At 71.8% G+C, this 13,301-nt stretch carries 10 protein-coding genes; 6 read left to right on the top strand and 4 right to left on the bottom strand.

The annotated features are described in order from the left end of the window. Positions 1 to 111: 111 nt before the first annotated feature. Positions 112 to 1,200 (bottom strand): TerD family protein, encoded by a 1,089-nt coding sequence (locus NRB56_RS30250; RefSeq protein ID WP_319943752.1) that lies wholly within the window; start codon positions 1,198 to 1,200, stop codon positions 112 to 114. Positions 1,201 to 1,459: 259 nt separating this feature from the next. Between NRB56_RS30250 and NRB56_RS30245 the strand changes: the two genes are divergently transcribed. Beyond that, positions 1,460 to 1,939 carry a DUF2599 domain-containing protein gene (locus NRB56_RS30245; RefSeq protein WP_319943751.1) on the top strand — a complete coding sequence of 160 codons (480 nt, stop codon included), beginning with the start codon at positions 1,460 to 1,462 and terminating at the stop codon, positions 1,937 to 1,939. 2 nt (positions 1,940 to 1,941) lie between these two features. On the opposite strand, the gene NRB56_RS30240 is transcribed toward NRB56_RS30245, so the two are convergent. Further along, on the bottom strand, positions 1,942 to 3,015 hold the full coding sequence (locus NRB56_RS30240) for a hypothetical protein (RefSeq protein WP_153347745.1): 1,074 nt from the start codon (positions 3,013 to 3,015) through the stop codon (positions 1,942 to 1,944). 290 nt (positions 3,016 to 3,305) lie between these two features. Here NRB56_RS30240 and NRB56_RS30235 point away from each other — a divergent pair, with 290 nt between their 5' ends. From NRB56_RS30235 to NRB56_RS30215, 5 genes are all read left to right on the top strand, one after another. Further along, positions 3,306 to 4,610, top strand: a complete 1,305-nt coding sequence (locus NRB56_RS30235; RefSeq protein ID WP_227838456.1) for an aminotransferase class V-fold PLP-dependent enzyme — start codon at positions 3,306 to 3,308, stop codon at positions 4,608 to 4,610. Then, complete coding sequence (locus NRB56_RS30230; RefSeq protein ID WP_153347744.1) at positions 4,607 to 5,956, top strand: heavy-metal-associated domain-containing protein; 1,350 nt, start codon at positions 4,607 to 4,609, stop codon at positions 5,954 to 5,956. Before NRB56_RS30235 ends, NRB56_RS30230 begins: the two co-directional genes overlap by 4 nt. Next, positions 5,953 to 7,407 carry a type III PLP-dependent enzyme domain-containing protein gene (locus NRB56_RS30225; RefSeq protein ID WP_153347743.1) on the top strand — a complete coding sequence of 485 codons (1,455 nt, stop codon included), beginning with the start codon at positions 5,953 to 5,955 and terminating at the stop codon, positions 7,405 to 7,407. The genes NRB56_RS30230 and NRB56_RS30225 overlap by 4 nt, the downstream gene beginning before the upstream one ends. Further along, positions 7,408 to 8,748 carry a pyridoxal-phosphate dependent enzyme gene (locus NRB56_RS30220; protein ID WP_153347742.1) on the top strand — a complete coding sequence of 447 codons (1,341 nt, stop codon included), beginning with the start codon at positions 7,408 to 7,410 and terminating at the stop codon, positions 8,746 to 8,748. Positions 8,749 to 9,154: 406 nt separating this feature from the next. Continuing rightward, positions 9,155 to 10,681, top strand: a complete 1,527-nt coding sequence (locus NRB56_RS30215; RefSeq protein WP_153347741.1) for an FAD-dependent monooxygenase — start codon at positions 9,155 to 9,157, stop codon at positions 10,679 to 10,681. Between the two features lie 398 nt (positions 10,682 to 11,079). Here NRB56_RS30215 and NRB56_RS40275 read toward each other — a convergent pair whose 3' ends face one another. Then, complete coding sequence (locus NRB56_RS40275; protein ID WP_319943750.1) at positions 11,080 to 12,132, bottom strand: TetR/AcrR family transcriptional regulator; 1,053 nt, start codon at positions 12,130 to 12,132, stop codon at positions 11,080 to 11,082. 184 nt (positions 12,133 to 12,316) lie between these two features. After that, positions 12,317 to 13,297, bottom strand: coding sequence for a squalene cyclase (locus NRB56_RS30205; RefSeq protein WP_153347740.1), 981 nt, complete (start codon positions 13,295 to 13,297; stop codon positions 12,317 to 12,319). Between the last annotated feature and the right edge of the window lie 4 nt (positions 13,298 to 13,301).

Genomic DNA, 13,301 nt, shown 5'->3' with positions numbered 1-13,301 from the left:
GAGATGCAAGCCCCTATTTCCCGGACTGCTCCCGCGAGAGGACATAGTAGGGTCGGCGGTCGCCGAATACCAGCCGGACATTCCACCCGGAAGCAGTCCGTGCGGGCCGGATCACAGGTAGGGCGTCACATGTGGGACAGCCTCCACCGGGTGGCCGGCCTGGATGGGGGCGCCGATCGCGGTCAGCCGCCAGCTGGTGCCCTCGCGGTCCACCTTGGCCACCACCATGCCGGTGTGCTGCCCGCCGGCACGCAGATTGCCGCGGGCGAGTTCGGCGTTGGTGCCGCCGTCGACCAGCCGCCAGTAGGCGTTGCGGACGCGTTCGAAGGTGTGCCCGGCGTAGGAGCTGACCACGAACACGACGCTGGAGATCTGCTGCGGCAGCCGGGCCAGGTCGACGCTGATGACCTCGTCGTCGCCGCGGCCGTCACCGGTGAGGTTGTCCCCGGAGTGCCGCACCGAGCCGTCGCGGGACGAGAGTTGCTGGTAGAAGGCGACATCGACGAGATTCTGGCCGATGAACAGCAGCGCGGACGCGTCGAGGTCGATCTCCAGGTCGCGCATGCCGCGCGGGCCGTACACGCGCATCGGGTCCCAGCCCAGGGCCATCTTGACCATGGCCAGGTCGCCCTTGCGGATGTCGCGTAGCGACACCTGCTGCCCGGAGTCGAGGATCGCCGGGCCGCGGTAGCCGTACTCCTCGACGGGCCCGCCGACGGTCACGCCGTGCGCCTTGACCATCTCGGCGAAACCGGCCGGGTAGCCGTAGCCCTGGACGCGGACCTGCCAGCCGCCGCCGGCGCGGTCCAGATCGAAAGCGATGACGGTGGATTCGGTGCCGAGCCCGTCGATCACGTACTCGTACACCGGATTCTGCGCGTTGTCCTCGATGCGGATCTGCGGTGGCGGGTAATCGCCGAAGTGGCCCTGGGGATCTCCCAGCGACAGCACGACGCGGACGTGCTCGACGGCCGGCGGCAGCGACCGCAGCCCGATCTGCACGCCGGCCGTCCCGGAGGTCAGCCGCACGCCGGGGCCGGTGGGCTGGTTGTAGAAGATCAGGTCGCCCACGGTGTTGACGCGACCGTCCGAGTTCAGCAGTAACGCCGACACATCCACGGGCTCGCTGTGCCGGACGGACACCGTGATGTCGTCGACGGCGAGGCGGTCCACTTGTCCCTTGGTCAGTTGAGCGGCCACCTGTCCACTGTACGTGGGTGGCGGCGACTTGCCGGGCACGAACCGCTGGCCGCGCCGGTGTCCGCGAGGCGCGGGGTGACCCGCCCAGGGCCGCCGCCGCGCCGCCCGGTGGTGGTGCGGCGGGTACCGTGGCGGGGACCGTCCGGTCCGTCCGGCATGCGCGGGGACCGGGTCACACGACGGAAGGGGTATCGCGGTGGGCCGAGCGGGGTCACGGCGGGCCGGGCGTCCGGTGTCCGGGCGCCGCGCCGGGGGGCCGGTGGCGTTGCTGCTGGGGCTGGTCGTGGCGAGCGGGTGCGGCGCCGCGGACGAGTCGACGCCGGTGGCGGTCGGTCCGGCGCCGAGTCCGCTCAGTGTGGTTGCGCCGCAACCGGTTTCGGCGGCGCCGATCGCCGCGCAGCCCACCGAGGACCCGTTCGCGGGGCAGCCACTGGTCGATCGCACCGAATGGACCGACGACGGGGACGGCCGGCGCCTGCACGTGTATCCGACCACCGCCGGGCGGACCGACCGGTTCCCGGCCGCGCTGGGCCGGGCGTGGAGCGAGGTGCTCGCCGCCTCCCCCGAGGCCGACACCCCGGGCATGTACGACCAGTTCGAATGCCATTGGCAGTGGGCGCGGCTGGTGGCGCCGGCGAAACCGAGCTGGAATCTGGAACCGTGGCGCCCGGCGGTCGGCTACCAGGCCACCGTCGCCGCCGGCTGCAATCCCGGCGGCCCGGACCCGGCGGGCAACTGAGCTCACCGCGCGGCGGGCGGTTCGGCGAGCAGGTCCTCGCCGGTGGCGGTGTCGGGGAGCATCAGTACCGCCAGCAGCCAGGCCAGGGCGGCGGCGGCGAAGGGTGCGCCGATCCACATGCCGGGGGTCGCCGGTACCCGGCCGGCGGCCGCGCAGGCCACGCCGATGTACAGTGACCAGGTGAAAAAGGCTGCGCCGGTGGCGAATCCGCGGTAGGCGAGGGGCCGGGCGGCGCCGGGGTCCAGGCACAGGGCCAGCAGGTCCACCACGACCGCGGCGATCAGCAGCGCCACCAGGACGCTGAGGTTGCCACCGCCGGTGGCGGCGGAGACGGCCACCGAGGGTGTCATGGCCAGCGTCGCCGCACCGAACGGGATGCGCCAGCGCCGCGCGAGATACAGCAGCGGTAGCAGCAGGACCGCCGCGCTGATCACCAGTGCCGCCGCCAGGAAGCGGGCAGCCGGGCTGTCCGGTTCCGACAGCAGGTCCACGATCGTCGCGGCCGGATAGGTGGCGGCGTTGGCGTATCCGAGACACAGCAGTGCCAGGGCCGCGGCTGTGCCCGCGGCCAGCAGCGCGGGCCACAGGTGCCGCAGCGGTACCGGCCGACCGGCGGCGATGCGGGCGGCCGCCGAGCGCAGGGGTGCGGTGACGAGCACGAAGGTGGCGGCGACCAGCCCGACGTGGCCGGGTTCGAACAGGGTACCGAGGCCGGTCTCGGTGCCGAACCGGCTCCGCCACAGCACTTCCGCGGCCAGGCACACGGGGATCACCGGTAGCGCGGCCAGGGTGCCGCGGTATCCGGCGGGAATCGCGGCGCCCACCGGACGCCCGGCGCGGCGCACGGCGGCGGCGAGGATCAGCAGCCACAGCGCGACGAGCAGGTACGCGCCGCCGACCACCACCGGCCACGGCAACCCCCACGGGCCCGGTCCCGGGACCGGCCGGGCCCAGCCGGCCAGGGCGGCGACCGGCGCCGCGGACACGACGGCGGTCACCGCGTCGACGGTGGTGGTGGGCCCGAACCGGTCCGGGGCCGCCGCACCGGCCGCGGCCGGGCGGCGGGAACTGTTCATCGGCGACACCGTACCGACTGGGCGCGCGGCCCGCACCCCTGTCGTGGTTCCACCGGCGGCGCATGGACGCCATCGCGGTGGCGGTGTGGCGGGCGGTGTTTCGGCGGTCGCGCAGCAGATTTGCGCGCGGCGGTGACGATTTCCGCGAGTGTCGCGCCGCGACCTGGCCGGACGCTCCGGGTTTCGACACGCCGATGGTGAAAACTGTTGCCCGCGACAGGCTTCCAACGCCGCGGCAAAAGTGCGTATCGTTGTCGGTGTCGAGCGTACGACCCGGAGGGAGCGTCGCGATGCGGTCACCTGCACCTTGTCCTCCTTCGGCACGGCCGTCCGCGGCCGTGGACCGGTCCGCCGTCGTGCGCCCGGCGGCGTTGCGCGCGTTGTTCCCGGCGCTGGCCGAGGCCGCCGAGGTGTATCTCGACAGCGCGTCCACCACGCAGAAGCCGTTGCCGGTGCTCGCGGCGATCGACCGCTATCACCGGTCCCGCACCGCCAATGCCGGCCGGGGCACCTATCCGTGGGCGACCGGCTGGACCCGTGAGCTGCGGCGGGTGCGCGAGCGCACCGCCGCGTTCCTCGGCGCGGACGCCGACGAGATCGTGTTCACCCCCGGTGCCACCGCGGGGCTCAACGCGGTCGCGTTGTCCTGGGGGCTCGCGGCGCTGCAGGACGGCGACGAGATCCTGTACAGCCCGCGCGATCACGCGTCCGCGGTGTATCCGTGGCAGCAGTTGCAGGCGACGCTGGCCCGGTTCGGGCGGCGACTGCGGCTGGTCCCCTACCGGGTCACCGCGCACGGGGAGGCCGACACCGCCGACATCCTCGCGAAGGTCACCGGCCGCACCCGGCTGATCGCGGTCAGCCATCTGCATCACGTGTTCGGGGCGCTGACCACGCTGGAGGAGCTGCGGGGGCGGCTGGATCCGGGCATCCTGCTGTGTTTCGACTGTAGTCAGAGCGGCGGGCACATACCGCTGGATGTCGGTGAGCTCGGCGCGGATTTCGCGGTGCTGTCGGCGCACAAGATGTTCGGCGCGACCGGCACCGGTGTGCTGTACTGCCGCCGCCGCGTGCACGAGCAGCTGACGGCGTTCCTGCCCGGCGGCAATTCCGGTGTGACAGGCAGCGATTCGGGTCTGTTGCCGGCGGCGATGCCGGAGCGGATGGAAGGCGGTACCCCCAACATCGCCGGCATCCTCGCGCTCGGCGCGGCGCTGGAGGTGCTCGACGACATCGGCCGCGCGGCCGTCGCCGAGCACAACCGGGTGCTGACCCGGCAGCTGATCGAGGGGCTGCGCCCGTTGCCGGGCCTGGAGTTGCTGCCCGGCCCGGCGCACGCGCGGTGCGAGGCCGGGTACGGGATCGTGTCGTTCACCCTCGCCGGGATCGGCGCCACCGATCTGGGTTTCGTGCTGGCCGAGCTGGGTTTCCTGGTCCGTACCGGCGCGCACTGCGTCCCGGCGCACGCGGGGGCCGACGACGATTCGGTGCGCGTGAGTACCCACGTCTACACCAGCGCCGACGACATCGACCGGTTCGTCCGGTGTGTCGCCACGCTCGCCGCCGAACTGGCGATGACAAGGGAGGTCCGATGAGTTCCGACCCGATGCCGCCGTACGATCGGCGGGCGGCCTCCCGCGTCCTGGCCGAGCTGGCCCGCCCGGGCCTGTTCGGCACCACCGGGTCCGGGCCGTCCGGCACCGCCCGGCCCGGGCTGTCGGCCACCGCGCGCGCCACCGCCGCGGCGCCGATCTCCTATACGGCCACGGCGATGCGGACCGAGCCGAACAGTCATCTCACGTTGTCGCAGCGGCTGTATCTGGAACGGTTCATGCGCCCGTGCCGCCCGGATCAGGTCACCAGCGCCACCCATCGCATCACCTGGACCGACAGCGACGGGATCCCGAACACCGGTCATGTCCGCGCGGGCGGGCTGGGCCCGATCGTGCCGATCGCGATGCGGGAAACCGTTTTGGCGCTGTGGCATTCGCTGGCCGAGGACACCGCGCTGCAGCACCGCGTCGCCGGTCTGGGCGAGGGTGACCGGGCGGTGCTGACCGGCAGCACCACCGACGCCGACCCGATCGACATCTTCCGGGTCGGGATCGAGGCCACCGGGCGCGCGCTGGCCCAGCACGCGCTGCTGTCGGGGTCCACGCCCTACCGCACACCGGCCGAATTCGCGTGCGGGATGCGCGATTCGGGCATCTTCGCGGCGGTGGCGACGCGCTGGTACTGGGAGTTGCAGGCGTCGAGTTACCGCCGCGGCATGATCCCGGTCACCTTCGACGTGCAACCCGACGCGACCCTCCGCTACAGCGCGGAGACGGTGGCGACGCTGCGGGCGATGAAGGACGCCACGATCGCCGACGCGCACGCGGTGATGCGTCGCGCCACCACCGCCGAGGGCCTGTCACCGGCGGCGGCGATCGAGAAGTACCACGACGAGCTGGATCTGATCTCCCGGCAGTACGCGCTGCTGGCGCCGGGCACCCGGCCGGCGTGCCTGGCCGCGATGCCGCATCGGGTCGACGGCGGTCACTACACGCTGCTGGCGGTGGTGGTGGACCGGTTCGTGGAGGTGTTCACCGCCATCACCGCGACCCTGTCGGTGGCCGGTACACCCGGCGGAACCGAATCCGGCACCGGCGAACCGGGCGCCGACGACCACCTGTTCTATGTGCCGGACATGAACTGCAAGCATTGCGTCCGCACGATCACCGGGGTGCTGGAGTCGATGCGGATCACCGTCGGCGACATCGACCTGATCAGCAAGCGGGTGGTCGCCGATTTCCGCAGTCCCCGCAACCGGCATCGCGCCTTCGAGGCGTTGCGCGACAGCGGATACAACCCGACGGTGCTCGCGCCGGCGGCCCGCCGCGAACCCGGCCGGTCGCCGTCGCCGGCGGTGCGGACGCGGCTGCCGGAAACCACGCGATGAGCGCGCCGCCCGCGTTACCGGCGATGTGGCATCCGCTGGTGCGCGGTTTCCTCGACACGCCCGGCGCGGCGCAGCGGGTGGTGCACCGGTACGGGTCGCCGGCGCATCTGCTGTTCCCGCAGGTGTTCGCCGACAACCTGCACCGGCTGCGACAGGTCCTCGACGGGCAGCTGCGCCGGTATCGGATCTGCTACGCGCACAAGGCGAATCGGTCCCGGGCGTTGCTGCGCACCGGCGAGCACGCGGGGATCGCGGTCGACGCGGCGTCGCCGCAGGAACTCGCGGCCGCGGTCGGCGCCGGATTCACCGCCGACCGCATCGAGGTGACCGGGCCCAAGGGTGAGGCGTTCCTGCGTCAACTGGTCGGCACGGGCGTGACGATCAACGTCGACAATCTGTGGGAGTTGCACCGCATCGCCGATCTGGCGCGCGGGCACACCCGGGTGCCGGTGCTGTTGCGGGTGTCCGGATTCCCGGCGGCGGCGGTGTCCCGATTCGGGATTCCGCTGGCCGAGGCGGGCGCGGCGCTGGCGGTGCTGGCCGAGCAGCGCGACTGGCTGGCGTTCCGCGGTTTCGCCTTCCATCTGGACTCCGGTGAGCTCGGGGAGCGGGTGGCGGCGGTGCAGGAATGCCTGGCGCTGGTGGAGCAGGCCTACGCGCGGGATCTGTCGCCGTCGGTGCTCGACATCGGCGGCGGGTTCCGGCAGGTGTTCACCGCCGACGCCGCCCGGTTCGACGGGTATGTCGCGGCGTTGCGGGAGTCGCTGCGTGGCCGCGGCGAGCCGATGGCGTGGGGCGGCAACACGTTCGGTTTCCACCTGGACGACACGGGGGTGCGGGGCACGCCGGTGTTCCACAAATACGCCAACACGGTGCCGGCGACCGGCATGCTCGCCGATCTGCTGTCCGCGCCGCTGGACGCGCACGGTGGCCGCACGGTCGCGCAGGTGGTGGCCGAGAATCTGCTGGATGTGTGGCTGGAACCGGGCAAGGCGCTGGTCGATCACGCCGGGATCACCGTCGCGCGGGTCGAATTCGTCAAACGCGCCGCCGACGGCAGTGTGCTGGTGCACGTGGATCTGTCCCGGGACACCGTCACCCCCGCCGATCAGGAGGTGATGGTCGATCCGCTGGTGCTGCCCGGTCCCGCGGGGTCCGGTGATGAGCCGGTGGGGGTGTTCTTCGCGGGACGGTTGTGCCTGGAACGGGATCTGATCACCAATCACAAGGTGTGGCTGCCGCGGTGCCCGCGGTCCGGTGATCTGGTGGTGTTCCCCAATACCGCCGCCTATCACATGGATCTGTCGGCAGCGTCGGCATCGATGCATCCACTGCCACCGAAGCTGGCGGTGCTGCATCGCGACGGCGGCTACCGGGTGTGCCGCGACCTGGAGTACGAGCCGGTCACCGATGCCGATCGTGCCGTGCCGGGCACCGGCGGGAGGCTCTAGATGCGCTACGACCACATCACCGACCTGATCGGCAATACGCCGCTTCTGCGGCTGGATCCGGCGGTGCACGGACTGCCACGGGTCCAGCTGTACGCGAAACTCGAGTTCTACAATCCGTTCGGCTCGGTGAAGGACCGGGTCGCGTGGGGCATGCTGCGCGACGATCTGGACGAGATCGTCGCCGGGGGACGCACCCTGATCGAGGCGTCCAGCGGTAATACGGCGAAGGCGCTGCGGATCCTGGGCGCGTTGCACGGGGTGGGTTTGCGCGCGGTCACCAACCGGATCAAGGTGAGCGAGGTGCGGGAGTTGTTGCAGCTGTTCGGCACCGAGATCGAGGAGCTGCCGGGCCTGTCGGAATGCCCGGATCCGACCACCCCCAACGACGTGTACTCGGTGATCGAGGCGACGATGGCCCGCGCGCCGGGCGCCTATCAGCACCTGTCGCAGTACACCAACGAGAAGAACATCGAGGCGCACTATCACGGCACCGGCCGGGAGATCCACGAGGATCTGGCGCGGGACAGGATCACCGGTGTCGACTATCTGATCGGCGGTCTGGGTACCACCGGTTCCACACGCGGCACGGCGACCTATCTGCGGAAACACCATCCGGAGTTGCGGACGATCGCGGTGGTGTCGGAGCGGTCGGATTTCGTCCCGGGGATCCGGTCGGAGACGGAGTTGTGGGATGTGGGCCTGTTCCGGCCCGATTTCTACGATCGGATCGTGGCGGTGACCGCGGCGCGGGCGGTCGACGCGACCGTGGAGCTGGCCACCGGGCACGGTGTGCTGGCCGGGCCGACCAGCGGCGCCGCGTACGCCGCGGCGCGGGAGGTGCTCGCCGCCGAGACCACCGGGGACGGGCCGCCGGTGGTGGCGGTGTTCATCGTCTGCGACCGGATCGAGCCGTATCTGTCGTATCTGCGCACCCGCCGCCCGGATCTGTTCGGCCGCGCCGGTGCCCGGGTTCCGGCGCCGACGGCGGCGGAGCTGGCGGGGGTGCCGTTGCTGTCGCCGGAGGAACTGGCGGCCCTCGACGCGTCGGCGCGCCCGACGATCGTCGACACCCGCGGGGCGATGGCGTACCGGATCGGGCATGTGCCGGGCGCGGTCAACATCCGTGACGATCAGCTCGACGACATGTTCGCGCAGGGCGTCCCGTTCCCGCGGTCGCGGCCGCTGGTGTTCGTGTGCCCGGTCGGCGACACCTCCACGAGGTTCGCGGCGCTGGCCCGCCGCGCGGGTTTCGACGCGCGGGGTCTGGCCGGCGGGGTGGTGGCGTGGCGTGATGCGGGGAGGCCGCTGGAGTCGGCGCCGCCGGTGGATCTGCGCGGCTGACTCCTCGCGGCGCTCCCGGCGGCGGTGTCGGCCACCGGTGTTGCGCGTGCAGGCGTTGCGCGAGGGTGTGCGGCCGGCGATCGCATTGTCGACGCGGCGACCGGTACCAGGGTCGCCGCGCCGGCCACGCCTGCTCCACCCGGCGATCGGCCACCACCCGCACAGTCGTGGTGAGCGGGCGGGCGTCCACGGCCACCGCGTCCGAGGTGAGAGCAGTCGGCTTCGGCTTCGGCGGTCGGGTAGGTGCGGAATCGGTTCCGCCGCACCCTCTTCGGTGATTCGAGCGCAACTCGGTCTTCGAGGCGGGCCGGGCCGGTGAGCGGGCCAGGGTGGTTGCCAGTGGTGTGCAAGGGGGGTGCAAGGCCGCGCAAGGTGCGGGCAATCCGGCGGCGGCACTGTGGTTTTCATGAACGAATCGCATGATGTGGTGGTGGCCGGCGCAGGTCCGGTGGGCCTGATGCTGGCGTGTGAACTGGCGTTGGCCGGGGTGGATGTGCTGGTGGTGGAGCGGCTTCCGGAGCCGGACCCGACGTTGAAGGCGGGGTCGATCACCGTGCCGACGGCGCAGGCGTTGTACCGGCGTGGGCTGTTGCCGCGGCTGCGGGAACGGCAGCAGGCGGTGCTGGACCGGATCGCCGCGTTCGCGGCGGCGGCCGGACCCGGGTCCGGTGCGCCGGCGGGGCCACCGCCGCGCCGGCCGGTCGGCGCGCATTTCGCGGGGCTGATGTTGTTCGCCGACGATGTCGACGACACGGATCCGGCGTTCGCGGGGCTGGGCCCGGCCGCCGATATCCGGTTGATCGACCAGCAGGGTATCGAGGCGCTGCTCGCCGACCGGGCCGGCGAGCTCGGGGTGGAGGTCCGCCGCGGCGTCGAGATCGATGGTTTCACCGAGGACGCCGGCGGTGTCGTCGTCGAGTGCGGCGAGCAGCGGGTGCGGGCTTCGTGGCTGGTCGGCTGCGACGGTGGTCGCAGTACCGTCCGCAAACTGGCCGGTTTCGAATTCCCGGGGCTGGATCCGGAGATCACCGGCCGACAGGCCGTGGTGGAGATGACCGGCGCCGAGGAGGTGCCGCGCGGCTGGCACGCCACCGACACCGGGATCTACGTGTACGGGCCGACGCCGGGCCGGATCCTGACCGTCGAGCTGGACGGTCCGCCCGCGGATCGCACCGAGCCGGTCACCGCGGCCGAGCTGGCGGGCAGCTTCCAGCGGGTGACCGGCGTGCCGGTGACGATCACGAAGGTGTTGTCGGCGACCCGGTTCACCGACAACACCCGGCAGGTCCCCGAGTACCGCAAGGGCCGGATCCTGCTGGCCGGTGACGCCGCGCACGTGCATTCGCCGTTCGGGGGCCAGGGCCTGAACCTCGGGATCGGCGACGCGGTGAACCTGGGCTGGAAGCTGGCCGCGGTCGTGCACGGCACCGCGGGTACCGACCTGCTGGACACCTACACCCGGGAGCGGCACCCGATCGGCGCGTGGGTGCTGGACTGGACCCGCGCGCAGGTGGCGTTGATGCGCACCGATACTCGCAGCCGCGCGTTGCGTGCGGTCGTCGCCGAGTTGCTGGCGACCATCGACGGGGCGACCGCGGTCTCGGCGCGGATCGCCGGGGTACTGCACCGCTACGACCTCGGCGACACGCATCCACTGGTCGGCGCGGTCGCCCCCGACGCGGAACTGGCCGACGGCAGCCACCTCGGTGAGCATTTCACCGACGGCAACGCCGTCCTGTTCGATCCGGCCGGTGATCCGGCGCTGGGCGCGGCGGTCGCCACCCGGCCGCGGGTACGGCTTGTCACCACGAAACCCATCGAGTCGCACGATCTTCCGTCGATGCTAGTGCGACCGGACGGCGTCGTCGCGTGGGCCGGCAATGATCCCGCGGGGCTGCGTGCGGCGCTGGACCGCTGGTTCGGTGCGGCGTAACCGGTCGTCTTTCGCGGCGGTCGTCGGCGGGCGGTTCGGCGCAGACCCGGCCGCCGGCACGGCCCGGAACGGCAGCTCGGTCACCTTACGGTGCGGACCACTACCGCCTGAGCGCCCACGTCGTCTTGACCCGGCCGCCGTCACGACGCGAACAGCAGCACGGTCATCGGTGCGGTCCGAGGCCGCCACGCACCGGGCCGTGGTGTTCTTCGATGTTGTCCGGGTGGCCGAGCCGGGGGCGGAGAATCTGCTCACTGTCGTGATGAACAAGGAACTGTGCTGGACGTCGATCTCGCGTTCTTCACCGCGACGAGCGCCGGGCCCGGATGCGGGTCGCGGGCAGTGGCAGCGCAACCGTGCGGCGACTGCCGGTTTGCCGCCGATGCACGGTTGCGCGATCAGTCCTGGTACATCGAGCGGTAGGCGGTGAGCACGGCGACGATGTGGTCGATGATCTGGGCGCGGCCGGCTTTGAGTGAACCGCCGAGCCAGGCAGAGAACATGCCGGCGTTGCCGGCGGCCATGGTGACCGCGGCCAGTCGGCGCTGGTCGGGGTCGGTGATGTCGCTGAACAGATGGTCCTGCAGCAGCCGCGTGAAGGCGGGCATCACCGCGATCGTGGTCTGCCCCAGACCGGTCGACGAATACGGTTCGACGAGGAACAGTCGCGATTTGCGAGGGTCGTCGAGCACCTTGTCGACCAGGGTGGCGGCGACGAGGCGGTCGCGGTCGTAGTCTGCCGCGGCGGCGAACGCGGTCATGGGATCGAGGAATTCGTCGGCGACCTGCCGGTACAGGGTGTCGAGCAGGTCGTCGCGGCCGGTGAAGCTCTCGTAGAAGTAGCGGTCGGTGAGCCCGGCGCGCCGGCACACCGCGCGCATGGTCACCGCGGCGGCGCCGGCTTCGCCGATGAGGTCCAGCGCGGCCTCGAGCAGCGCTGTGCGGCGGGCCTGCCGCCGCGCCGCGAGTGTGGTGCCGCCCCACAGCCGGGATCCGCCATCACCGGTGCGGCCGCCGCCCGTCTCGGCGTCGCTCGTCTCCGCGCCGGTAGTCTCCGCGCCGGTGGAGTGCTTGCCGTCGCTGTCGCCGTTTGCGGCGCCGGTAACCTCTGCGTCGGTGTCGATGTCCCCCTTGCTGCTATCGGCGTCCTCTGTGCCGATATCCCCGGTGTCGACCGCGATATCCCCGGTGTCGACCGCGGTGTCCCTGGTGTCGGCCGCGGCATGCCTGGCGTCGACCGCGGCATGCCTGGCGGCGGTTCCGGCGTCCCTGGCGGCGGTTCCGGCGTGCCCGGCATTGGCTCCGGTGTCCGAGTCGGCCGGGGTGCCTGCGCCGGATGCGGTGTCGGTGCTGAATCCGGTGCCGGGGTTCTCCCCCGCCTCGGCAGCCGGGCTCGGCTCGGTGCCCGTGACGATGTCCTCGGTGTCGACGGGGTTCTGACCGGTGTGCACCAGCCCACAGTAATGCCCGGGCGAATCCGATGTCCCGGCCGTGACCCCGCGTTCCGGGTCGTGCGGCCCGGTACCGGGCCGAGCCGACCGGGCCGAGCCCGCGGGGTCGGTGCTGGGCGCGGGCGCTGCCCAGTTTCACCGTTGCCGAACGCGGCTGACGGGTTTCACCGTTGCCGAACGCGGGTCACCGTGTCGGTTCGTGGGCGGTGTCCCACCAGGTGAGTAGGCGGGTGGCGTGGAAGGTGAGCCATGGGGAGGGTTGGTTTTGGGGCGGGTCGGTGGGGAACCAGACGGTGCCAGGGTGGGGTTTTCCTTGGTGCCAGGTGCCGTCGGGGTGTCGGGCGGTGCGGATGAGTTCGATGGCGTCGGTCATGCGGGGGTCCGGTGGGGTGTGGTCGTGGAGGGCGGCGGTGCGGAAGTGGTCGGCGGCGTTGAGGATGTTGTAGGTCCAGCGGGGTGGATGGATGAGGTTGGTGGTCCAGTCGGCGACGGGTTGTCCGGTGGACAGGCGGCGGAACAGGTTGCGTCGCAACAGGTATTGCTCGCCGGTGTGGCGGGCGGCCCGGGTGGCGGTGGTGCCGCCGGTGGCGATCTCGTGGGCGAGCAGGCCTTTGAGGGCGTTGAGGGTGGAGTGGTAGGAGGAGCGGGTGGCGCCGTTGATCCATTCGCAGTTCCAGCCGCCGTCGGGCAACTGGTGTTCGACGAACCAGTCGGCGATGGCGGTGACGTCGGCGCCGAGCCAGGCGCCGTTGGCGAGGGTCCAGCCGTTGATGCAGCAGTCGACTTCGCCTCCCCAGTAGGGGAGGTTCTGGTATTCCCAGCGAGAGTGTTCCGCGAGTCGTTCGGCGGTGTGGTTCTTCTGGAGGACGGCGGGGTCGAGGCCCCATTCGCGGAGGGTGTTGAGGGTCCAGGTGGTGGCGGTCCAGGGCTGGCCGGGGTTGTCGGGATTGTGGGGGTCGTGGTCGGCGGGGAAGAAGGCGCCGCCGGCCCATTGGCCGTCGGGGTCCTGGAGGGCGAGCAGGCGGGCGCCGTGGCCTTCGTGGGGGATGCGGGCGCGGGTCGCGGTCCAGATGTGCTCGGGTGCGTGGAGGAGGTCGCGTTCGACCTGCCAGCGCAGGGTGGGATCGGAATCGATGAGCCACTCGATGGGGATATCGGGGGTCATGTGC

Origin of the sequence: Nocardia aurantia, assembly GCF_009604425.1 — a bacterium.
In the GTDB taxonomy this organism is placed as follows: domain Bacteria; phylum Actinomycetota; class Actinomycetes; order Mycobacteriales; family Mycobacteriaceae; genus Nocardia; species Nocardia aurantia.
The sequence above is the reverse complement of the archived record's forward strand: the minus strand, read 5'-3'. Positions and strand labels throughout refer to the sequence as shown.

Excerpts from the sequence above, each read along its gene's own strand:
- NRB56_RS30230 (WP_153347744.1), top strand. The coding sequence starts at position 4,607 with ATGAGTTCCGACCCGATGCCGCCGTACGATCGGCGGGCGGCCTCCCGC.
- NRB56_RS30205 (WP_153347740.1), bottom strand. The coding sequence starts at position 13,297 with ATGACCCCCGATATCCCCATCGAGTGGCTCATCGATTCCGATCCCACC.
- NRB56_RS30220 (WP_153347742.1), top strand. The coding sequence starts at position 7,408 with ATGCGCTACGACCACATCACCGACCTGATCGGCAATACGCCGCTTCTG.
- NRB56_RS30215 (WP_153347741.1), top strand. The coding sequence starts at position 9,155 with ATGAACGAATCGCATGATGTGGTGGTGGCCGGCGCAGGTCCGGTGGGC.
- NRB56_RS30225 (WP_153347743.1), top strand. The coding sequence starts at position 5,953 with ATGAGCGCGCCGCCCGCGTTACCGGCGATGTGGCATCCGCTGGTGCGC.
- NRB56_RS30240 (WP_153347745.1), bottom strand. The coding sequence starts at position 3,015 with ATGAACAGTTCCCGCCGCCCGGCCGCGGCCGGTGCGGCGGCCCCGGAC.
- NRB56_RS30235 (WP_227838456.1), top strand. The coding sequence starts at position 3,306 with ATGCGGTCACCTGCACCTTGTCCTCCTTCGGCACGGCCGTCCGCGGCC.